Origin of the sequence: Streptomyces sp. NPDC085596 (assembly GCF_044541565.1) — a bacterium.
In the GTDB taxonomy this organism is placed as follows: Bacteria; Actinomycetota; Actinomycetes; order Streptomycetales; family Streptomycetaceae; genus Streptomyces.
In genome coordinates this window covers 44,932-65,972 of the sequence record NZ_JBITTC010000007.1, presented here as the reverse complement: position 1 = coordinate 65,972, position 21,041 = coordinate 44,932, and the positions used below count along the sequence as shown (strand labels likewise).

Here is a 21,041-nt window from a genome sequence, read left to right as displayed (position 1 = left end):
TGTTGCGAATGCCTTGCAAGAGCGAGACGCTCCCACACTCCCGTCTTCCTGAGGCGCAAATCGGAAAATATGCGACATTGGAGACGGAGTGGCTGTGCGGCCTCCCTGAGGGTCACCGAACGTGAGAGGGCGATCCGATGTCCGTAGTCGAGCAGTACGCACGCGCCCATATCGTCACGGACGCGGAGGACGACCCCGACTCCGTACGCGTGGTGCTGCGCTACGACCCCGACACCGACCCCCTCTCCGTCCAGGTCGGACTGCCCGGCCCCGCCGAGTGGACCTTCTCGCGCGCCCTGCTGGAGGACGGACTGCGGGCCCCCGCCGAGAGCGGGGACGTACGGGTCTGGCCGTGCGGGCGCGTCCAGGCGGTTCTGGAGTTCCATTCCCCCGAGGGCGTGGACGTGGTCCAGTTCGACGTCAAGTCGCTGACCCGGTTCCTGCTGCGCACCTACACGGCCGAACCCGTCCGGAGCTGATCAGCCGCCCAGCTTGAGCAGGGTGGCGACGATCGGCCCGGCCGTGTCGCCGCCGTGGCCGCCCGCCTGCACCACGCCCGCCGAGGCCAGGTCGCCGCGGTAGGCGGTGAACCAGCCGTTGGGCTTGTCCTGGTTGTCGACCTCTGCCGAACCGGTCTTGGCGCCGTAGTCCGGCCCGAGCCCGGACATCGCCTCGGCCGCCGTGCCGTACGCGGCGGTGAAGTTCATCAGCTCGCGCAGCTGCCCCAGCGTCTTCGCCGACATGGTGCGGGACGCCTTCGCCAGCGTGCGGTGGTCCACGGACGGGTCGACCAGGTACGGCTGGTGGAAGGTGCCGGTCTTCACCGTCGCCGCCACCGACGCCATGTTCAGCGGGTTCATCCGCACCCCGCCCTGCCCGATCAGCGAGGCCGCCATCTGCGCCGCCGACTGCACCGGCACCGAGCCGTCCAGCGTGGGCACACCGGCCGACCAGTTGTTCATGGAGAGCCCGAAGACCTGCTGGGCCTGCTTGGTCAGGTCGTCGTTCTTCAGCTTCTTCGCCTGGCTGATGAACGCGGTGTTGCAGGAGCGGGCGAAGCTCGCCTTGAAGGTGCCGTCCTTGATCTCGAAGTCGTCGTCGTTGTGGAACTTCCAGCCGCCGAAGGTGAACGTCTTCGGGCAGGGGTGCTTCTTGTCCGCCTCCGCCAGGCCCTTCTCGATCAGCAGCGAGGAGGTGATCACCTTCATGGTGGAGCCGGGGGCCAGCGAGCCCTGGAAGCCGATGTTGAAGCCGTGCCCGCTGTTGGCGACCGCGAGGATCTCACCGGTCGAGGCGCGCAGCGCCACCACCGACGCCTGCTTCCGCTTCGCCACCTGCTGCTCGGCCGCCGCCTGGAACTTCGGGTCCAGCGTGGTCTTCACCGTGCCCGGCGTGCCCTCGCTCAGCTCCACCAGCGTCTTGTCCGACAGCCCGGCCTTCTCCGACGCCTTGCCGCGCACCACGCGCAGCTCCACGCCCGCCTTGCCGCCGGCCGTCTTGCCGTACTTCTCCCGCAGCCCGTCCAGCACCGAGCCCAGCGAGGGGTACGTGGCCACCTTCAGCTCGGCGCCGGTGCGGTCCAGCGCCTTCACCGGCGGGGTCCCGGACTCGCCGGTGACCAGCGTGTCGCCGTCCTTCAGCTCCGGGTGCACGACACCGGGCTGCCAGCCGACCAGCGCCGCGCCGTCGCTCGCCCGCCGCACGACGGTGAGCGAACTGCCGTATGCCAGCGGCTTGCTGACGTCTCGGTAGGAGATTGTCGCCTTGACGGCGAACGGCACCTTCGCGCCGGCCGCCGTGCCCGCGGTGAGGGTGACGTCCTTCAGCCGGGCGTCCTTGGCGTAGGCGGTGAGCAGGGCGGTGGCGGCCGGGGCGTCGTCGGTGACGGCGGCCGCCTCGGTGACCCGGCCCTGCTGCCAGGCGGTCAGGAAGCGGGTGGTGACCGTCTTCACCTCCAGCGCGCTGGGCGGCCCGGTCTTCACGCTCTTGTGATCCGACAGCGTGGACGCCTCGTCGGCGGACGCCCCGCCGCCGTACAGCGCGTAGAGGCCGAACCCGGCGCCGCCGACGACGAGGGCGATCATGCCGCCGAGTACGGCGGGTTTCGTCTTCGGCCGTTCGGCGGCACGCCTTCTCTTGCCCACAGTCCCAAGTCCTCCGCGCTCTCCCCAGGGTCCCCGCAGCCCTCACACGTCCCCAACGACCTCAACAGCCTAGAGTCCCCGCGGACTCGGCTGATCTCAGCCCGCACTCCGTAGCACTCTTGCGACAATCGGACCGGCCGCGTCGATGCCGTGGCCGCCGTCCTCGGTCATCGCGGCCGCGGCCATGTCGTTCCGGTATCCGGTGAACCAGCTGTTGGACCGCGACTGCCCGTCGACCTCCGCCGAACCGGTCTTCGCGCCGACGTTCCCGCTCAGACCGGCCATCACGCCCGCCGCCGTGCCGCTGCGCGCGGTGCGGTTCATCATCGCCCGCAACTGCTGGGACGTACCCGGCGCCAGCCCCCGCGCGGTGGCGGCCTCGCGGCCGTCCAGGCCCAGCGGCACGATCACCGGCTGCCGGAAGGTCCCGGTCTTCGCGGTCGCGGTCACCGACGCCATGTTCAGCGGGCTCATCTGGACCTGGCCCTGCCCGATCAGCCCGGCCGCCTTGTCGGGGCCGTCCGGCGCGGGCACCCGGCCGTCGAAGGAGGGCACGCCCACCTTCCAGTCGTTCCGCCCGATCCCGAACCGCTGCGCGGCCTCCGTCCCCAGCGAGTCCGGCTTCACCTCGTCGGCGAACTTCACGAACGCGGTGTTGCAGGAGCGGGCGAAGCTCTCGGAGAGGGTGGCGTTCTCGTTCGGCGCGAGGTTGGTGAGGTTGGTGAAGGTCTGGCTCTGCGAGACGGCCGACGGGGGGCAGGGCGCCGGCCCGTTCGCCGTGGTCAGGCCGGAGTCTATGAGGGTCGCGGCGCTGATGATCTTCATGGTGGAGCCGGGGGCCAGCTCCCCGAGGAAGGCCGCGTTGAAGCCGTCGTCGCGGTGGTTGGCGAACGCCAGGATCTCGCCGGTACTGGGCTTCACGGCCGCCACGGAGGAGTTGGTGTAGTTGCTCACCGCCGCCTCTGCCGCCGCCTGCGCGCTCGCGCTCAGGGTGGTGCGCAGCTTGCCGGGCTTGCCCTTGACCAGGGTCGTCAGCGTGGTGTCGGCCACGCCGCTGCCGGTGTGCCGGATCACCAGCTCCACGCCGGACCGGCCGCCCGTCTTGTCGCCGTAGCGCCCCCGCAGCTCGTCCAGGACCGGGCCCAGGGAGGGGTACTCCTCCTTGGTCAGCACCTTGCCGTCACGGTCCACGGCGTCGATCTGCGGGGTGGCGGACTCCATGACGGTCAGCGAGTCCCCCTTCTCCAGCTTCGGGTGCACCAGCGCGGGGTCCCAGTCGACCAGCGGCTGGTGCGAGTTCACCCCGCGCACCACGCTCAGCCTGCTCGCGTACGCCAGCGGCCGGGACTTCTCCCCGTACGACACCGTCGCCCGCACCCGGAACGGCACCGTCTCCCCGTCCGGCTCGCCGGGGGTGACGCGCACGCCGGTGATGTGCGCGTCCGAGCCGTACGCCGTCAGCAGCGCCTCGGCCTCCTCGGGGAAGTTGGTGAGGGCGGCGGCCTGCTCCGGCTGGTTCTTCTCCCAGGCGGCGAAGAACTTCGCGGTGGTCTGCCGGACCTCCTCGGGGCTGGGCGGACCGGTCGGTACGGCCTTGGTGCCGCCGGACGCGGTGGTGTTCAGCGCCGAGGCGATGTTGTACATCCCGTACCCGGCCCCGCCCAGCATCGTGGCGCACACGCCGCTGATGACGGCGACTCTGACTCCCTTGCCCATGAAGCGATTCCTCCCCGTGGTGTCCCCGTGGCGCACCGGATTCCTGAACGCGTTCAAAAGACGGTGCGGAGGAACTGTATTTGCTCACCAGGCAGTTGGGGCAGGCGTTTCCGAGACTTGTCCGAACGGAGACGTTGGTACGGCGCGACGCACGGGGGGTGGGTCCGGCCGGCACGCATGCGGCCGGACCCACCCCGTCCCCGCGCGTCCGCCCGGCTCCGGGGTGCGTGACCGGAGCCGGGCCCCACACCTGCGGGGACCGTGATGGAGGCTTTCCCCCTGGGGCCTCCGGGAATGAGAAAACCCCAAGTGCCCCGCTCGCTCAAGCGGACCGCACCCGGCCCCGGATGGGGGTTCGCCCGGATTTGCCGGTGGCGGGCACGGTTGTGTTCGACTGGCGTGTTCGGATGGCGAATTCCGAACCCCCAGGCAGCGGCGACGCGGGGGTGGCGAAACCTGGCGTGTCCCCACCCCCGGCCGGGCCTACACCCAGGTGTCCAGCCACATCCGGCCCCGCCAGGAGTCGATCGGGATGGCCTGGCCGGTGTACAGGGGCCAGAAGTAGATGAAGTTCCAGGCGATCAGGAGGACCAGGACGCCGGCGGCGGTCGCGCCGACCACGCGGCGGGTGTCGGTGGAGTTCGGGGGGCCGATGATCGCGCCGGTCAGCATCGCCACCGCCAGGCAGAGGAACGGGACGAAGACGACCGCGTAGAAGAGGAAGATCGTCCGCTCCTGGTACATGAACCAGGGGAGGTACCCGGCCGCGATGCCGCAGGCGATGGCGCCGGCCCGCCAGTCGCGGCGGAACGCCCAGCGCCACAGCACGTACAGGACCGCCGCGCACCCGGCCCACCACAGCATGGGGGTGCCCAGCGCCAGCACCTCGCGGGCGCACTTGCCGCTCGTGCCCAGCGGGCAGCCGTCGGCGCCGGGGCCGGGGGACTCGTAGAAGAACGAGACCGGGCGGCCCAGCACGATCCAGCTCCACGGGTTGGACTGGTAGGTGTGCGGGGACGACAGGTGGACGTGGAAGTTGTAGACCTCGTGCTCGTAGTGCCACAGGCTGCGCAGCCAGTCCGGCAGGAACGTCCAGGAGCCGCCCTGGCCGTCGGTCGCGGCCCAGTTGCGGAAGTAGCCGCCGGAGCCGTCGGTGGGGGAAAGAATCCAGCCGGTCCAGGACGCCAGGTACACCGCGATCGTCACCGGCACCGTCGCCAGGAACGCGAGCCCGGTGTCGTACTTCAGCACCGCCTCGTACGGGTGCCGGGCACCGGCGACCTTGCGGGCGCCCACGTCCCACAGCACCGCCATCACACAGAACGCGGCCAGGATGTACAGGCCGTTCCACTTGGTGCCGAAGGCCAGGCCCAGCATCACGCCCGCGCCCCAGCGCCAGGGCCGCCAGCCGAACCGGAAGGTGTCCCCGGTCCGCGCGTCCGGACGGGCCACGCCGTCCGGGCCGACCGGGAGCGCGGCGCTGAGTTTCTCCCGCGCCCGGTCCCGGTCCACGACCAGGCAGCCGAAGGCGGCGACCACGAAGAACATCAGCACGCCGTCCAGCAGCGCGGTCCGGCTCATCACGAAGTGCAGGCCGTCCACCGCCATCAGCGCGCCCGCCAGGCAGCCGAGGAACGTCGAGCGGAACATCCGGCGCCCGATCCGGCACAGCAGCAGCACACTCAGCGTGCCGAGCAGCGCGGTCATGAACCGCCAGCCGAACGGGTCGAACCCGAAGACCAGCTCACCGAGGCCGATCACGAACTTGCCGACCGGCGGATGCACCACGTACGCCGCGTCCGAGGGGATCGCGAGGTGGCCGTGGGTCGCGAGAACGGCGTCGTTGGCGTTCTTGTCCCAGTTGACCTCGAAGCCCCGGTGGACGAGCGCCCAGGCGTCCTTGGCGTAGTACGTCTCGTCGAATATCACCGCGCGCGGGCTGCCCAGGTGCCAGAACCGCAGCAGGCCCGCGAGCAGCGTCACCAGCAGCGGCCCGCCCCAGCCCGACCAGCGGGTGATCCGCTCCGCCAGGTGCGGCGGGCAGCCCAGCAGCTGCCACACCCGCGGAGAGGGCTGCGCGTAGGGCGGCACGAGCCGGTCCCGTACATCGGCCGCGGGAGCGCCCGCGGGGGGTACGTAGCCGAATCGGCGCAGCCGCCGCTGCCAGGACGGCCGCTCGTCGTCGGGCGGCGCCTGGCCCTGCCGGAGGTCCGTGGAGGACGCGGTACTGGTCACCGCGCCATGGTAGGGAAACGTGCGGTGTGAGTCCCGTGCAAGCGCGGTACCGATTGGGACGCGATCGGTTTCCGCCCCGCCCGGCACCCCTGGGAGGATGGTCCCCGTGACTGGAACCCTTGTCCTCGCAGGTACCCCCATCGGCGACGTCGCGGACGCCCCGCCCCGGCTGACCGAGGAGCTGGCGGGCGCCGACGTGATCGCCGCCGAGGACACCCGGCGGCTGCGCCGCCTCACCCAGGCCCTCGGGGTGACGCCGGGCGGCCGCGTGGTGTCCTACTTCGAGGGCAACGAGTCCGCGCGCACCCCCGAGCTGGTGGAGGAGCTGCGCGGCGGCGCCCGTGTGCTCCTTGTCACGGACGCGGGGATGCCGTCGGTCTCCGACCCCGGCTACCGGCTGGTCGCGGCCGCCGTCGAGCACGACATCAAGGTCACCGCCGTGCCGGGGCCGTCCGCCGTGCTCACCGCGCTCGCGCTGTCCGGGCTGCCGGTGGACCGGTTCTGCTTCGAGGGGTTCCTGCCCCGCAAGGCGGGCGAGCGGCTGTCCCGGCTGCGCGAGAACGCCGACGAACGGCGCACCCTCGTCTACTTCGAGGCCCCGCACCGCCTGGACGACACCCTCGCCGCGATGGCCGAGGTCTTCGGTGCCGGCCGCCGCGCCGCCGTCTGCCGCGAGCTGACCAAGACGTACGAGGAGGTCAAGCGCGGCCCCCTCGCCGACCTGGCCGCCTGGGCCGCCGAGGGCGTACGCGGCGAGATCACCGTCGTCGTCGAGGGCGCGCCCGAGACCGGCCCCGAGGAACTGGACGCAGAGGAACTCGTCCGCCGGGTCCGCATCCGCGAGGAGGCCGGCGAGCGCCGCAAGGAGGCCATCGCGGCCGTCGCGGTGGAGGCGGGACTGCCCAAGCGGGTGGTGTTCGACGCGGTGGTGGCGTCGAAGCGCACGACGCCCTAGGGGCCGGAGCCTTACGCCCCCCGCGCGGCGCGTATGCGGGGGTGCGCCCCATGGGTGGGCAAACGGGGGGTCGGGTGGGCAAAGGGATCGGCCCCCCGGCGGAGCGATGTGGCAAGGAACGTCCAAGGCGCGTCCAACAGTCGACAGGTCGCGTGCGTTCGCGGCGGTGCGGGCGTCCACTGGTCGAAGGGGCGGAACCGTCCCCCGCCTCCGTACCGGGGCGTCAGTGGACCGCAGGAGCTGGCACATGAGTGAGGTCGCCGGGCAGATCGCCGCCGTTCACGAGTCGTACGCGTTCGCCTGCATGCGCTGCGGGCACGGCTGGGAGCAGTCGTACGCGATAGAGCACCACACCGACACCGAGGGCCATGAGTGCGTGCGGTACGTCGCCGAGGGCAGCGTGGTGCCGTCCCCGCTGAGCCGGCCGGTGTGCCAGAACTGCGACGGGCACGTCGTACGGATCATGCGCGCCGGGCAGGTGTCGTCCGTACGCGGCCCGCGCCCGGAGCCGGAGGCCCCCGCGCCGGCCCACCACTGGCACCTCTCCGACCTGCTGCATCCCTTCCAGCGCCGGGCGAGCTAGCCGGGCCCTTTCGTAGGATCGGGGCATGCCTTCGAACGGTCCCAAGAGCGACAAGAACGCGCCGCCCCCGCTCCCCGCGCCCCTGGGCGTCGAGGTGGCGGACTCCCACACCCACCTCGACATGCAGTCCGGCACCGTCGAGGAGGGTCTGGCGAAGGCCGCGTCGGTCGGCGTCACCACGGTCGTGCAGGTCGGCTGCGACCTCGCGGGCTCCCGCTGGGCCGCCGAGACGGCCGCCGCGCACGCCAGCGTCCACGCGACGGTCGCCCTGCACCCGAACGAGGCGCCGCGCATCGTGCACGGCGACCCCGACGGCTGGTCGAGGCAGGGCGCCCGCCGGCCGGGCGGGGACGCGGCGCTGGACGAGGCGCTCGCCGAGATCGACCGGCTCGCCGCGCTCCCGCAGGTCAAGGGCGTCGGCGAGACCGGCCTCGACTTCTTCCGCACCGGCCCCGAGGGCAAGGAGGCGCAGGAGCGGTCCTTCCGCGCCCACATCGAGATCGCCAAGCGGCACGGCAAGACCCTGGTCATCCACGACCGCGACGCCCACGCCGACGTGCTGCGCGTGCTGAAGGAGGAGGGCGCCCCCGAGCGCACCGTCTTCCACTGCTACTCCGGTGACGCCGACATGGCCGAGATCTGCGCCCGCGAGGGCTACTACATGTCCTTCGCCGGCAACGTCACCTTCAAGAACGCCCAGAACCTCCGGGACGCCCTGGTCGTGGCCCCCCTGGAGCTGGTCCTGGTGGAGACCGACGCGCCCTTCCTCACCCCGGCGCCCTACCGCGGCCGCCCCAACGCCCCGTACCTGATCCCGGTCACCGTCCGCGCCATGGCCGCCGTACGCGGCACCGACGAGGACACCCTCGCCGCGGCCCTCGGCGCCAACACCGCGCGCGCCTTCGGCTACTGAGGCGTACGGAGCTGTCACTGAGGCGCCAGTTCGAGGCGTGACCCCGCGTGGTCGCGTCGCTTTGGAGAGTGACGCCCGCTCCGCTAGGTTCTGGGGGCCCGATCGGCCAAGGCCCCTGGAGCGTGTCGCGGTGAGCAAGAGTTACGAGCGGTACGGCCCCCACGGCACCCTCGGCGACGAACCGGCCGTGCCGTCGGTGCACAGCGCGCTGACCCTGCCGTACGGCGTGCCCGGCGACACCTACCGGCCCGCCTACGAGGCCGTACCCCCGCCCCGCCAGGCGCCCGGCGAGGGCGTCGGACCGGCGGGGCGCAGACGCCGGGCCGCCGCCCGGCCCGAGTCCCCGGTGCGCCGGCTGCTGCCCCAGGCGCTGGTCGTCGCCTTCCTCGCCGGGGGCACCGCCGCCTTCGTCGCCGAGGACAAGGCGGTCGAGCTGACCGTCGACGGACGCCCCCGCACCCTGCACACCTTCGCCGACGACGTCACCGGACTCCTCGCCGAGGAGGGCGTACGGGTCGGCCCGCACGACGTGGTCGCGCCCGCCCCCGGCACCCCGCTCACCGACGGCGACGAGATCGCCGTCCGACACGGCCGCCCCGTCCGGCTCACCATCGACGGCGAACGCCGCGTGGTGTGGACCACCGCCGACACCGTCGAGGGCGCGCTGCGGCAGCTCGGGGTGCGGGCGGAGGGCGCCTACCTGTCCGCCTCGCGCTCGCTGCCCATCGGGCGGGCCGGACTCGCCCTCGACGTCCGTACCGAGCGCAGCGTCACGATCATGGCCGACGGCCGTACCCGCACCATCCGCACCAACGCGGCCACCGTCGCCGACGCCCTCGGCGAGGCCGGGATCACCCTGCACGGCCAGGACACCACCTCCGTGCCCGGCACCAGCTTCCCGCGCGACGGCCAGACCGTCACCGTGCTGCGGATCACCGGCACCCACGAGACGCACGACGAGGAGATCCCCTACCCCGTGCGCCGTACCGAGGACCCCACCCTGCCCAAGGGCACCGAGGTCGTCGACCAGACGGGGCGGCCCGGACTGCGCCGCACCACCTACCTGGTGCGCACCGTCAACGGCGTCCGGCAGCGCCCGCGCCGGACCCGCTCCGAGGTGGTCCGGGAGCCGCGCCGCCAGATCGTCCGCGTCGGCACCAGGGCCCGCCCGGCCACCGCGTCCGGCGCCGACCACCTGAACTGGCACGCCCTGGCCGTCTGCGAGTCCGGCGGACGCCCCGACGCCGTCGACCCCTCCGGCACCTACGGCGGGCTCTACCAGTTCGACACCGCCACCTGGCACGGCCTCGGCGGCAGCGGACGCCCGCAGGACGCGCCGCCCGCGGAGCAGACACAGCGGGCCAAGACGCTGTATCAGCGCCACGGCACCTCGCCCTGGCCGCACTGCGGGGCCCGCCTGCGCGGCTGACGCCGGCACCGGTGCGGCGGGACGCCCTCCGCCGCCCCGTACCCTTGTCCCGTGAGCAGCCCCACCCCCGACGCCCTTCTCGGTCCCGCCGACATCCGTGAGCTGGCGGCAGCGCTCGGTGTGCGACCGACCAAGCAGCGCGGCCAGAACTTCGTGATCGACGCCAACACGGTCCGCCGCATCGTGCGCACCGCCGGGGTACGCCCCGACGACGTGGTGGTGGAGGTCGGGCCGGGACTCGGCTCCCTCACCCTGGCCCTGCTGGAGGCCGCCGACCGGGTCACCGCGGTCGAGATCGACGACGTACTGGCCGCCGCCCTGCCCGCGACCGTCGCCGCCCGGATGCCGGCGCGCGCCGACCGGTTCGAGCTGGTGCACTCCGACGCGATGCTCGTGGACGAGCTGCCCGGCCCGCCGCCGACCGCGCTCGTCGCCAACCTGCCCTACAACGTCGCCGTCCCCGTGCTGCTGCACATGCTCGCCACCTTCCCGAGCATCGAACGCACCCTGGTGATGGTCCAGTCCGAGGTCGCCGACCGGCTCGCCGCCCCGCCCGGCTCCAAGGTGTACGGCGTGCCCTCGGTCAAGGCCAACTGGTACGCCGAGGTCAAGCGCGCCGGAGCGATCGGGCGCAACGTCTTCTGGCCCGCGCCGAACGTGGACAGCGGCCTGGTCTCGCTGGTCCGGCGGACCGAGCCGGTCAGGACGTCGGCCACCAGGGCGGAGGTCTTCGCCGTGGTCGACGCCGCCTTCGCCCAGCGCCGCAAGACGCTGCGCGCCGCGCTGGCCGGCTGGGCCGGGTCGGCCGCCGCCGCCGAGGCCGCGCTGGTCGCGGCCGGGGTCTCCCCGCAGGCGCGCGGCGAGGCGCTGACGGTCGAGGAGTTCGCGCGGATCGCCGAGCACAAGGGAGCGGGCGCTTGAGCGTCACGGTACGGGTGCCCGCCAAGGTCAACGTCCAGCTCGGCGTGGGCGCCGCCCGCCCCGACGGCTTTCACGACCTGGCCAACGTCTTCCTCGCGGTCGGCCTCCACGACGAGGTCACCGTCACCCCCGCCGACGAACTCCGGGTGACCTGCTCCGGCCCCGACGCCGCGCAGGTCCCCCTGGACCGCACCAACCTCGCCGCCCGCGCCGCGCTCGCGCTGGCGGAGCGCCGGGGCATCGAGCCGACGGTCCACATCCACATCGCCAAGGACATCCCGGTCGCGGGCGGCATGGCCGGCGGCAGCGCCGACGGCGCGGGCGCGCTGGTGGCCTGCGACGCGCTGTGGGGTACGGGCGCCACCCGTGCCGAGCTGCTCGACATCTGCGCCGAGCTGGGCAGCGACGTCCCCTTCAGCCTGGTCGGCGGCGCGGCGCTGGGCACCGGGCGCGGCGAGAAGCTGACCCCGCTGGAGGTCGGCGGCACCTTCCACTGGGTGTTCGCCATGGCGGAGCGGGGCCTGTCGACCCCGGCGGTCTTCCGCGAGTTCGACCGCCTGACGGAGGGCCACGACATCCCGGCCCCGGAAGCCGACCCATCCCTCCTGACGGCCCTGGCGAAGGGCGACCCGGAAGCCCTGGCAGCAGCCCTCACCAACGACCTCCAGCCGGCCGCCCTCTCCCTCTACCCGGAGCTGGCGGCCACCCTGAGAACGGGCGAACGGGCAGGGGCTCTGGCCGCCCTGGTCTCCGGCTCGGGCCCCACCACGGCCTTTCTGGTCCGCGACGCGGACTCCGCGAACCACATCGCGGCCACCCTCCGCACCTCCGGCACCTGCCGAGTCGTACGCACGGCCTCGGGCCCGGTGCCGGGGGCGACGGTGGTCTCAGCCGGTCAGCGCCGGTCGATGCCGGTCAGGTCGACGCCGATCGGGTAGGGCTTGTCGACCTTGAGCTGGTCCCTGTGCAGGCCCATGTGAACGTATCGGCTGGTGAGCGGGTCGATCTCATAGACATGGACGAGTGGGCCGCCGGTGGTTCCGTCCTGCTCGACACGCCAGAAGTTCCGGATTCCCGCGGCGGCGTACTTCTGCGGCTTCGTCGTACGGTCGCGGGACCCGGACTCGGGTGAGACGACCTCCACGACGAGCAGCACGTCCTCGGCCCGGAACCTGGTCTGGTCCAGCCCGGTGACCGCGCCGGCGCGGACCACACAGACGTCGGGTTCGGGCCCGTTGCGGTCGTCAAGGATGACGGTCATCTCCCGTTCGACGCTGAACTCCGGGGGGAGAGCAGCGCGTAGTCCGTCGAACAGCAGGTTGATCGCAAGGTAGTGGAAACGCCGCTGCGGACTCACGAAAACCAGGCTCCCGTCGATCAACTCTGTGTGCGGCGGGAGATTGGGCAGCGTGAACAGGTCATCCACGGTGTAGCCGTCCTGCGGCGGCACCGGCCACTCGACCTGGTGCTCGACGGACTCGGCGGTCATTGTTCCTCCCATGAACGGAGATCCTGCTGCCTGCCCTCCACGGTAGCGGCCGTATCCCGATCCCGTCATCACAAAGGGTGACCGACACCTCGCGCTCCGCTCCCGCACCGCAGGGCCTACGCTTGAAGGCTGATCGATCCCCCTGCACAGGAGTGAAATGGCCGTCAATCTGGTCAATGTCGAGAACGTCAGCAAGGTCTACGGAACGCGGGCCCTGCTGGACGGCGTCTCGCTCGGTGTGTCGGAAGGGGACCGGATCGGGGTCGTCGGGCGCAACGGCGACGGGAAGACCACGCTCATCCGGATGCTCGCCAAGGTGGAGGACGCCGACAGCGGGCGGGTCACGCACTCCGGGGGCCTGCGGATCGGGGTGCTGACACAGCACGACTCGCTCGACCCCGAGGCCACCGTCCGGCACGAGGTCATCGGTGACCTGGCCGACCATGAGTGGGCGGGCAACGCCAAGGTCAGGGACGTGCTGACCGGCCTGTTCGGCGGGCTCGACCTGGCCGGCTTCCCCAAGGGGCTCGACACCGTCATCGGCCCGCTCTCCGGCGGTGAGCGGCGGCGGATCGCGCTCGCCAAGCTGCTCATCGAGGAGCAGGACCTCCTCGTCCTGGACGAGCCCACCAACCACCTCGACGTCGAGGGCATCGCGTGGCTCGCCCGGCACCTGCGCGAGCGCCGCTCCGCGCTGGTCTGCGTCACCCACGACCGCTGGTTCCTGGACCAGATCTGCACCCGCATGTGGGACGTGCAGCGCGGCGACGTCTACGAGTACGAGGGCGGCTACTCCGACTACGTCTTCGCCCGTGCCGAGCGCGAGCGCATCGCCGCCACCGAGGAGACCAAGCGGCAGAACCTCGTCCGCAAGGAGCTGGCCTGGCTGCGCCGGGGCGCCCCCGCCCGCACCTCCAAGCCCCGTTTCCGCGTCGAGGCGGCCAACGAGCTGATCAAGGACGTGCCGCCGCCCCGCGACAGCAGCGAGCTGATGAAGTTCGCCTCCTCCCGGCTCGGCAAGACGGTCTTCGACCTGGAGAACGTCAGCGTGACCGCCGGCCCCAAGGAGCTGCTCAAGCACGTCACCTGGCAGCTCGGCCCCGGCGACCGCGTCGGCCTGGTCGGCGTCAACGGCGCCGGCAAGACCTCGCTGCTGCGGGCCATGGCGGAAGCGGCGCGCACCGAGGGCGAGACGCAGCCCGCGGGCGGCCGTGTCGCCGTCGGCAAGACCGTCAAGCTCGCCTACCTCTCCCAGGAGGTCGCCGAACTCGACCCGGCCATGCGGGTCCTGGAGGCCGTGCAGCAGGTGCGCGAGCGCGTCGACCTCGGCAAGGGCCGCGAGATGACGGCGGGCCAGCTGTGCGAGACGTTCGGCTTCACCAAGGAGAAGCAGTGGACGCCCGTCGGTGACCTCTCCGGCGGTGAGCGCCGCAGGCTCCAGCTGCTGCGCCTCCTCATGGACGAGCCCAACGTCCTCTTCCTCGACGAGCCCACCAACGACCTGGACATCGAGACCCTGACCCAGCTGGAGGACGTCCTCGACAGCTGGCCCGGCTCGATGGTCGTGATCTCCCACGACCGGTTCTTCGTCGAGCGCACCACCGACAAGGTGTTCGCCCTGCTCGGTGACGGCGCGCTGCGCATGCTGCCGCGCGGCATCGACGAGTACCTGGAGCGCCGCCTGCGCATGGAGGAGGCCGTCGCCCAGCGGTCGGCCGCCGCCGCGCCCGCCCCGGCCGTCGCGACGGTGAGCGCCGCCGACCAGCGGGCCGCGAAGAAGGAACTCCAGAAGATCGAGCGGCAGTTGGACAAGATCTCCGACAAGGAGTCCAAGCTGCACACCCGGATCGCGGACAACGCCACCGACTTCGCCAAGGTCGCCGAACTCGACGCCGAACTGCGCGGACTCTCCGGCGAGCGCGAGGAACTGGAGCTGCGCTGGCTGGAGCTGGCCGAGGACGCGTAGCGCGTGCGGCGGAATCCGGCCATACCGGCGGGTGCGTAACGGGCGCATCACGGGGTGGTTCGTCCTTGGGCACAGGGGTTCGCATGGGCCCCTGTGCCGTCGGTGGTGGGTGATAGAAAGGCTGTCCGAGGGCTAAAAGTCAGTGAACGAGGGGGAGCGCGCTGATGAGCCAGCCGCCCGGCCAGCCGCCGCACGGCGGCTTCGGCCCGCCGCAGAACCAGCCACCGCAGAACCAGCCACCGCAGGGCCCGCCGCCGCAGGACCCGCCGCCACAGGGTGGCTTCGGCGCACCCCAACAGCCGCCGCCCCAGGGGGGCTTCGGCGCCCCGCAGGGCCCGCCGCAGCCGGGTTACGGCTACCCCCAGCAGCCCCCCGGCCCGTACGGCCAACCCGGCCCCTACGGTCAGGCCCCCGGCCCCTACGGCCCCCCGCCCGGGGCCCCTTACGGGACATACCCGCAGCCCCCGTACCCCGGCGCCCCCGGCAAACCGCCGGGCAGGAAGCGCACCGCGCTGATCGCCGGTGCCGTCGTGGCCGCGCTGCTGCTCGTCGGCGGCACCGTGTACGCGGTCGCCGGCGGCGGCGGGGACGACGACAAGCCCGTCGCCCACCCGAGCGGCGACACCAGGCACTCGGCCACCGCGTCCCCCTCCGTCGACCCCGGCGACGGCAAGGGCGACGGCCGCGCGGACGCCGAGGACCTCAACGCGGGCCGCAAGCCCGGCGAGTCGAAGGTCCTCTGGTACAAGTCCGCCCCCGACGCCCCGGCCAACGGCGCGGAGGCGCCCGGTCTCTGGGTCACCGGGAAGACCGCGGTGAAGGCCGCGTACAAGGAGGTCGTCGGCTTCCGTGTCGCCGACGGCACGCCCGCCTGGGACCCGATCGCGCTGCCGCACGCGGTCTGCGCGGTCACCCGCAGCGCCGACGCCACCGGCAAGATCGTCATCGCCTACATGAACGGCGTCAGCGACCGCGCCGACTGCAACCAGCTCCAGCAGATCGACCTCGACACCGGCAAGAAGGGCTGGCACGCCCAAGTAGCCGACGGCACCGCCCTGTTCGACAGCACCCGCAGCATCGAGCTGACCCTCAGCGGCAAGACCCTGATGGTGGGCCGCGCGATGTCCGGCACCGCGTACGACGCGGCGAGCGGCCGCAAGCTGTACGACACGAAGAAGTACGGCACGGACTGCTACCCGGCCGGGTACGCCGGTGGCACCGGGCGCCTGGTCCAGGTGGCCTCCTGCGGCGCGGGCGGTGCCAAGGAGCGCGAGGAGATCCGCGAACTCGACCCGGCCACCGGCAAGGCCAGGTGGACCCGGCCCGTCACCAAGGGCTGGCGGGTCGAGCGCGTCTTCTCCGTCAACCCGCTCGTGGTCTACCTGACCAACCGCGACAAGAAGGCGTGGAACATCTCCACGCTCGACGCCGGCGGCCGCTTCCGCGCCGAGGTCAAGGTCGACAAGAAGTTCGCCCCCGGCTGCGGCTGGTCCTCGCTGATGCGCGGCCTGCAGAACTGCCGGGGTGTCGCCGTCGACGCCAAGACCCTCTACCTGCCCACGGAGGCCACGACGGGGGCGAACGAGATCGTCGCCATCGGCCTCGCCGACGGCAAGGAGAAGTGGCGGGTGAAGTCACCGATCGCCCGCCCGATGGTCCCCGTCGGTCTGCAGGGCGGCAACCTCATCGCCTACGCCGACGCTGCCTCCACCCAGGGTGGCCGGGTGCTGTCCATCCCGACCGGCGCGGGCGCGCACCGGCCGGTCACGCTGTTGCGGAACCCCGACGGCGCGGCTCAGATCGAGAACGGCTTCTTCGACAGCGCCACGGTCTGGTCCGGCGGGCGCTTCTTCATCGCCACCAACCGGCTGGGCGGCCAGGACGACTCCGAGGAGAAGCTGATGATGGCCTACGGCAAGTAGCCGTCCTCCCCGCGCCCGCCGTCCCCACCAGCCGTTTCGAGGTACCCCACCATGACCGACCAGCCGCCGCCCCCGGGCCCGCCGCAGGACCAGCCGCCCACGCCGCCCGTCCCGCCGGGCAACCCCCAGCCCACCTACGGCTATCCGCAGGCACCCCCGCCGCAGCCGCAGCCCGGTTACGGCTACCCGGGCGCACCGCAGCACCCGTACGCCCAGCAGCCGGGCTATGGCTACCCCGCCCAGCCGCCCACGGTAGTGGCGGGCAGCGGTGACACCGGGAACCAGAACCGCACCATCGCCCTCATCATCCTCGCGGCCGTCGTCGCCATCGGGCTGATCATCGGCTCCGGCGTCTGGTACGCCCGCTCCTCCGGCGGCGGCGGTGGCACCGCGGACCCCGGCGGCGGGAAGAACGGCACCGCCACCGTGGCCCGCGGCAAGGAGAAGGTGCCGGACGACCCCGCCGCCGACGTCCTGTTCAAGGTCCCGGAGCCCAAGACCGAGGAGAACGTCGTCACCACCCCGGGCTCCTGGCTGACCGGTGGCGTCTACGCCAAGAGCGGCATCGCCGAGATCAACGGCTACGACCCGGCCGACGGCACCAAGAAGTGGACGCTCAAGTTCCCCGGCCCGGTCTGCGCGGCCGGCGAGCACGTCACCGCCGACGGCCGCACCGGGATCGTCTTCCAGCCCTCGATGCCGACCAAGACCACCCACCCGGGCTGCACCCAGGTCGCCGGGATCGACCTGAGGGCGGGTACCAAGCTGTGGACCAGGTCGGTCGGCACGGGTGAGTTCGCCACCCAGTTCCAGAACGTCACCGTCGCCCGGAACACCGTCGCGGCCGGCGGCCTCCATGGCGGCGCCGCGTACGACATCGGCACCGGCAAGGTGCTCTGGCAGCCCAAGCCCGGCGACAACTGCAGTGACGTCGGATACGGCGGCGGCACCAAGCTGGTCGCGGTGCGCAAGTGCGGCGCGTTCGGCAACCGCACCCTCAGCATCCAGACCCTCGACCCCACTTCGGGCAAGGTGATCTCCGAGTACAGGATGAGCGCCGGCATCGAGTACGCGGGCATCGTCTCCACCGACCCGCTGGTGGTCGGCGCCGACGCCGGGCACAGCGCGAGCGGCGGCAGCGGTGTCTCGGACTACTTCTCCATCGACAACCGCACCGGCAAGCTCCTGGCCCGCATCCCCGTGTCGGGCGACGCCTACGAAGGCGAGTGCGAGACCATCACCCGCGTCGAGGAGTGCAAGGGGGTCGTCGCGGGCGAGGGCAAGCTGTACCTGGCGACCGAGGAACGCAGCGAGAAGGGCGAGCTCGGCCGCACCAACGAGGTCGTCGCCTTCGACCTCGCCACCGGCAAGCAGACCGGCCAGCGCGCCCCGGCCGGCGAGAACTACACGCTCTTCCCGCTCCGTATGGACGGCGGCAACCTGATCGCCTACAAGAAGCCGCCCTACGACAAGGGCGGCCAGGTCGTCAGCATCGACGGCGCGAGCTTCAAGTCCACCAAGCTGATGGAGCTTCCCGCCGACAGGGCCGGCCGCGACCTCCAGACCGGTCTCCAGCCGGCCTACTCGGAGTACCGCTATGCGCAGGGCAAGCTCTTCATGGCGTCGCCGAACGCGGCCAAGCCCCTCGGGAGCTTCGACAAGGACAAGAACCTGTTCGTCGCCTTCGGCACCCGCGACTGACCGAAGCCCGCACGGCAGGCGCCCCGAGCGTGTAACTTCCGGGACATGAGGGACGAGGCGCCGGGGGGCCCTCTGTCCTCGCATACCGGTGGAGTCCATAGTGGGGCATCCATGGGGGGGACTGGGGGGTTGCTCTATGGGAGTGCGGCTCATGGTCGTCGACGACCACCGCCTGCTGGCGGAGGCGTTGGCGTCGGCGCTGAAGCTGCGCGGGCACCGGGTGCTCGCGGCGGCGGCGCCGGCCGCGGGCGCGGCCGAGCTGGTGATATCGCGTGCCCCCGAGGTGTGCCTGCTGGGCACGGCGGCGCCCGCCGAGCCGGGCGCGTTCGACCCGGTGGCACGCATCAAGCGGGAGCGCCCGCAGGTGGCCGTACTGGTCCTCGGCCCCGTGCCGTCCCCGCGCGGTATCGCGGCCGCCTTCGCGGCGGGCGCCGCCGGGTACGTACGGCACGACGAGCGCATCGAGGGTGTCGAGCGGGCCATCATGAAGGCCAGGGCCGGTGAGGCGGCCATAGCCCCCCAGCTGCTGCAGGGCGCCTTCGCGGAACTGCTGAACCCGGCCGTCCAGCCCGACGACGAGGGCCAGCGGCTGCTGCGGCTGCTCACCCCGCGCGAGGTGGAGGTGCTGGTCCGGGTCGCCGACGGCGAGGACACCCGGCTGATCGCGGCCGGCATGGGGATCGCGCCCAGCACCGCCCGCACCCATGTGCAGCGGGTCCTGATGAAGCTGGGCGTCGGCTCCCGGCTGGAGGCGGCCGCCCTCGCGGCCCGCACCGGCCTGCTGGACCGCGCGGGCGCCGTGCCGCACACGACGGGGCCGGAGCTGTAGGTTCCCGGCTCCGGCCCCGTACGGCGCGCGTGTCCCGTCAGTGGACGGGGTCCTCCTCGCCCGCGCCCTCCGCGGGCAGCGGCGGCGGGGTCGGCCGCAGCTTCAGCCAGGCCAGGAAGAACACCCCGAGGATCAGCATGCCGATGCCGGTCCACAGGTTGATGTTGACGCCCTCGGCCTTGTCGATCGCGGCCTGGGAGTCGGTGAGGCCGGTGATGGTGACGATGATGCCGTACACCACGAACAGGCCGCCGATGATGCGCCGCAGGTCGAAGATGCGGGCCGCGGTGGCGGACTTGCCCTCCAGCTCGGTGACCTCGCGCTGGACGTCGTGCTCGGTCGCGCCGTGCTCGGGGCGGGGGGATTCGTCGGTCATGGTTTCCTCATCCTCCCGCGATCAGAACGAGAACGGGATGTAGCAGGCGGCGGCCAGGACGACCGCGCCCCAGCCGAGCAGGGCGGGCTTGCGGTACCAGGCGTCGTCGCCCGCGGCGGGTGCCTCGGTCATGCCCGGCGAGGTGGTGCCGTAGACCAGGCCCTGGAGCTCCTCGGCCGGCTTGGGCTTGGTGAACAGCGACACCGCGACCATCACGACCGCGCCGGCCACGAAGCCCGCGATGGCGGAGACGAAGTTGGCGCCCTGGTCGGAGGGGATCGAGATGATGCCCTCCTTGTAGAACACGAAGTAGTTGACCATCGCGGTCGCGGTACCGGCGAGCAGACCCCAGAAACCGGACTTGGCCGAGGCGCGCTTCCAGAACATGCCGACGATGAAGACCACGAACATCGGGACGTTGAAGAAGGAGAACAGCGTCTGGAGGTAGCTCATGATGTTCGAGAACGACGACGCCAGGAACGCCGTGCCGACCGAGGCGGCCACGCCGACCACCGTGATCAGCCGGCCGAAGCGGACGTAGTAGGCGTCCTCCTGGCCGGGCTTGACGTAGCGGGCCCAGATGTCGGTGGTGAACACCGTGTTGAACGACGACACGTTGGCCGCCATGCCCGCCATGAACGCGGCGAGCAGACCGGTGACCGCGATGCCGAGCACGCCGTTGGGCAGCAGCTCCTGCATCAGATAGGGGATCGCGTCGTTGTACTGGAGCCCGGAGCCGGGCTGGCCGATCTTCGGGACCAGGGCGGCGGCGACCAGGCCGGGGATCATCACCAGGAAGACGATGAAGATCTTCGGGTAGGCCGCGATCAGCGGGGTGCGCTTGGAGGCGGAGAGGTTCTTTGCGGACAGCGCGCGCTGTACCTCGGCGAAGTTGGTCGTCCAGTAGCCGAAGGACAGCACGAAGCCGAGACCGAGCACGATGGTCAGCCAGTTGGCGCCCAGCGGGTTGGCGCTGCCGATGCCGGTGCCGCCCCACGCGGTGGTGAAGTTGTGGCCGTGGGCCGCGTCCAGCTTGTGCGTCAGGCCGTCCCAGCCGCCGGCCTTCTTCAGGCCGAGGATGGTGATCGGGATGAGGGCGGCCAGGATCACGAAGAACTGGAGCACCTCGTTGTAGATCGCCGAGGACAGGCCGCCCAGCGTGATGTAGCCGAGCACGAAGGCGCCCGCCACCACGATGGCCACCCACTGGGGCCAGCCGAGCAGGGCCTCCACCACGATCGCCAGCGCGTACAGGTTCACGCCCGCGATCAGGATGGCGGCGAAGGCGAACAGGACCGAACTGAGCAGGTGCGCGGCCTTGTCGAAGCGCAGCAGCAGGAACTCGGGGACCGAGCGGACCTTGCTGCCGTAGTAGAAGGGCATCATCACCAGGCCCAGGAAGACCATGGCCGGGATGGCGCCGATCCAGTACCAGTGCACGGTGTACGCGCCGTACTGGGCGCTGTTGGCCGCCATGCCCAGGATCTCGGTGGCCGCCAGGTTCGCCGAGATGAAGGCGAGGCCGGTGATCCAGGCGGGCAGCGAGCGTCCGGAGAGGAAGAAGTCCAGGCTGGTCTTCACCGAGCGGCGGGCCGCGAAGCCGATGCCGAGAACCACGACGAAGTAGATGGCCAGGATCGTGTAGTCGAGCCAGTTGGTGGGGAGCCGTAGCTCCGCCGCCAGATAGCTGGGGCCCGCCGCCAGGGGCGCGGGTCCGGTCGGGGGGGTCTGCATGAGAACTCGCTTCGTTGCGCGAACTGATCCAGAGCGGAACCTACGCCGCGGCGTTCATTATTTGAACAGTTCTGTTGGTGTTCTTTGTTCGATTGTGATCGTGCGACCCGTTGTCGAGTTGTGGTTTG

At 71.8% G+C, this 21,041-nt stretch carries 17 protein-coding genes; 11 read left to right on the top strand and 6 right to left on the bottom strand.

What is annotated here, in order from left to right:
* The first annotated feature begins 137 nt into the window (after positions 1-137).
* Positions 138-479, top strand: a complete 342-nt coding sequence (locus ACIGA3_RS20990; RefSeq protein ID WP_399717750.1) for an SsgA family sporulation/cell division regulator — start codon at positions 138-140, stop codon at positions 477-479.
* On the opposite strand, the gene ACIGA3_RS20985 is transcribed toward ACIGA3_RS20990, so the two are convergent.
* From ACIGA3_RS20985 to ACIGA3_RS20975, 3 genes are all read right to left on the bottom strand, one after another.
* Positions 480-2,144: a penicillin-binding transpeptidase domain-containing protein gene (locus ACIGA3_RS20985; RefSeq protein ID WP_399717748.1), complete on the bottom strand. Its 1,665-nt coding sequence runs from the start codon at positions 2,142-2,144 to the stop codon at positions 480-482. It abuts the gene before it with no gap.
* A 96-nt stretch (positions 2,145-2,240) separates the two neighbouring features.
* Positions 2,241-3,860, bottom strand: a complete 1,620-nt coding sequence (locus ACIGA3_RS20980) for a penicillin-binding transpeptidase domain-containing protein (protein ID WP_399717745.1) — start codon at positions 3,858-3,860, stop codon at positions 2,241-2,243.
* Positions 3,861-4,343: 483 nt separating this feature from the next.
* Complete coding sequence (locus ACIGA3_RS20975) at positions 4,344-6,095, bottom strand: dolichyl-phosphate-mannose--protein mannosyltransferase (RefSeq protein WP_399717742.1); 1,752 nt, start codon at positions 6,093-6,095, stop codon at positions 4,344-4,346.
* 106 nt (positions 6,096-6,201) lie between these two features.
* Between ACIGA3_RS20975 and rsmI the strand changes: the two genes are divergently transcribed.
* The 6 genes from rsmI to ACIGA3_RS20945 all read left to right on the top strand — a co-directional run bounded on the left by rsmI (position 6,202) and on the right by ACIGA3_RS20945 (position 11,834).
* Positions 6,202-7,050 carry a 16S rRNA (cytidine(1402)-2'-O)-methyltransferase gene (rsmI, locus tag ACIGA3_RS20970; protein WP_399717740.1) on the top strand — a complete coding sequence of 283 codons (849 nt, stop codon included), beginning with the start codon at positions 6,202-6,204 and terminating at the stop codon, positions 7,048-7,050.
* A 247-nt stretch (positions 7,051-7,297) separates the two neighbouring features.
* Positions 7,298-7,633 (top strand): hypothetical protein, encoded by a 336-nt coding sequence (locus tag ACIGA3_RS20965; RefSeq protein ID WP_399717738.1) that lies wholly within the window; start codon positions 7,298-7,300, stop codon positions 7,631-7,633.
* 25 nt (positions 7,634-7,658) lie between these two features.
* Positions 7,659-8,546, top strand: coding sequence for a TatD family hydrolase (locus ACIGA3_RS20960; protein WP_399717735.1), 888 nt, complete (start codon positions 7,659-7,661; stop codon positions 8,544-8,546).
* Positions 8,547-8,676: 130 nt separating this feature from the next.
* The gene (locus ACIGA3_RS20955) at positions 8,677-9,975 is read left to right on the top strand and encodes a ubiquitin-like domain-containing protein (protein ID WP_399717733.1); all 1,299 of its coding nucleotides are present in this window, start codon (positions 8,677-8,679) and stop codon (positions 9,973-9,975) included.
* Positions 9,976-10,026: 51 nt separating this feature from the next.
* Entirely contained in the window at positions 10,027-10,896 is an 870-nt protein-coding gene (rsmA, locus tag ACIGA3_RS20950) for a 16S rRNA (adenine(1518)-N(6)/adenine(1519)-N(6))-dimethyltransferase RsmA (RefSeq protein ID WP_399717731.1), read from the top strand.
* The gene (locus ACIGA3_RS20945; protein WP_399717728.1) at positions 10,893-11,834 is read left to right on the top strand and encodes a 4-(cytidine 5'-diphospho)-2-C-methyl-D-erythritol kinase; all 942 of its coding nucleotides are present in this window, start codon (positions 10,893-10,895) and stop codon (positions 11,832-11,834) included. Before rsmA ends, ACIGA3_RS20945 begins: the two co-directional genes overlap by 4 nt.
* Here the strand turns inward: ACIGA3_RS20945 and ACIGA3_RS20940 are convergent.
* Complete coding sequence (locus ACIGA3_RS20940) at positions 11,792-12,397, bottom strand: Uma2 family endonuclease (protein ID WP_399717725.1); 606 nt, start codon at positions 12,395-12,397, stop codon at positions 11,792-11,794. The two genes, ACIGA3_RS20945 and ACIGA3_RS20940, sit on opposite strands and share 43 nt — an antisense overlap.
* Before the next feature lie 145 nt (positions 12,398-12,542).
* Here ACIGA3_RS20940 and ACIGA3_RS20935 point away from each other — a divergent pair, with 145 nt between their 5' ends.
* From ACIGA3_RS20935 to ACIGA3_RS20920, 4 genes are all read left to right on the top strand, one after another.
* Positions 12,543-14,351 carry an ABC-F family ATP-binding cassette domain-containing protein gene (locus tag ACIGA3_RS20935; protein ID WP_399717722.1) on the top strand — a complete coding sequence of 603 codons (1,809 nt, stop codon included), beginning with the start codon at positions 12,543-12,545 and terminating at the stop codon, positions 14,349-14,351.
* Positions 14,352-14,515: 164 nt separating this feature from the next.
* Complete coding sequence (locus ACIGA3_RS20930; RefSeq protein ID WP_399717720.1) at positions 14,516-16,273, top strand: PQQ-binding-like beta-propeller repeat protein; 1,758 nt, start codon at positions 14,516-14,518, stop codon at positions 16,271-16,273.
* Between the two features lie 51 nt (positions 16,274-16,324).
* Entirely contained in the window at positions 16,325-17,974 is a 1,650-nt protein-coding gene (locus ACIGA3_RS20925) for a PQQ-binding-like beta-propeller repeat protein (RefSeq protein WP_399717719.1), read from the top strand.
* Between the two features lie 136 nt (positions 17,975-18,110).
* Positions 18,111-18,803: a response regulator transcription factor gene (locus ACIGA3_RS20920; RefSeq protein ID WP_399717717.1), complete on the top strand. Its 693-nt coding sequence runs from the start codon at positions 18,111-18,113 to the stop codon at positions 18,801-18,803.
* A 37-nt stretch (positions 18,804-18,840) separates the two neighbouring features.
* On the opposite strand, the gene ACIGA3_RS20915 is transcribed toward ACIGA3_RS20920, so the two are convergent.
* Together ACIGA3_RS20915 and ACIGA3_RS20910 are read right to left on the bottom strand one after the other, a co-directional pair.
* The gene (locus tag ACIGA3_RS20915) at positions 18,841-19,179 is read right to left on the bottom strand and encodes a hypothetical protein (RefSeq protein WP_399717715.1); all 339 of its coding nucleotides are present in this window, start codon (positions 19,177-19,179) and stop codon (positions 18,841-18,843) included.
* A gap of 21 nt (positions 19,180-19,200) precedes the next feature.
* Positions 19,201-20,913 carry a sodium:solute symporter family protein gene (locus ACIGA3_RS20910; protein WP_399717713.1) on the bottom strand — a complete coding sequence of 571 codons (1,713 nt, stop codon included), beginning with the start codon at positions 20,911-20,913 and terminating at the stop codon, positions 19,201-19,203.
* Positions 20,914-21,041 lie beyond the last annotated feature (128 nt).

What these genes read in the sequence shown, in the direction of transcription:
- ACIGA3_RS20965 (WP_399717738.1), top strand. Translation starts at nt 7,298, where the DNA reads ATGAGTGAGGTCGCCGGGCAGATCGCCGCCGTTCACGAGTCGTACGCG.
- ACIGA3_RS20935 (WP_399717722.1), top strand. Translation starts at nt 12,543, where the DNA reads ATGGCCGTCAATCTGGTCAATGTCGAGAACGTCAGCAAGGTCTACGGA.
- ACIGA3_RS20925 (WP_399717719.1), top strand. Translation starts at nt 16,325, where the DNA reads ATGACCGACCAGCCGCCGCCCCCGGGCCCGCCGCAGGACCAGCCGCCC.
- ACIGA3_RS20940 (WP_399717725.1), bottom strand. Translation starts at nt 12,397, where the DNA reads ATGGGAGGAACAATGACCGCCGAGTCCGTCGAGCACCAGGTCGAGTGG.
- ACIGA3_RS20930 (WP_399717720.1), top strand. Translation starts at nt 14,516, where the DNA reads ATGAGCCAGCCGCCCGGCCAGCCGCCGCACGGCGGCTTCGGCCCGCCG.
- ACIGA3_RS20960 (WP_399717735.1), top strand. Translation starts at nt 7,659, where the DNA reads ATGCCTTCGAACGGTCCCAAGAGCGACAAGAACGCGCCGCCCCCGCTC.
- ACIGA3_RS20915 (WP_399717715.1), bottom strand. Translation starts at nt 19,179, where the DNA reads ATGACCGACGAATCCCCCCGCCCCGAGCACGGCGCGACCGAGCACGAC.
- ACIGA3_RS20910 (WP_399717713.1), bottom strand. Translation starts at nt 20,913, where the DNA reads ATGCAGACCCCCCCGACCGGACCCGCGCCCCTGGCGGCGGGCCCCAGC.
- ACIGA3_RS20920 (WP_399717717.1), top strand. Translation starts at nt 18,111, where the DNA reads ATGGGAGTGCGGCTCATGGTCGTCGACGACCACCGCCTGCTGGCGGAG.
- ACIGA3_RS20990 (WP_399717750.1), top strand. Translation starts at nt 138, where the DNA reads ATGTCCGTAGTCGAGCAGTACGCACGCGCCCATATCGTCACGGACGCG.
- ACIGA3_RS20980 (WP_399717745.1), bottom strand. Translation starts at nt 3,860, where the DNA reads ATGGGCAAGGGAGTCAGAGTCGCCGTCATCAGCGGCGTGTGCGCCACG.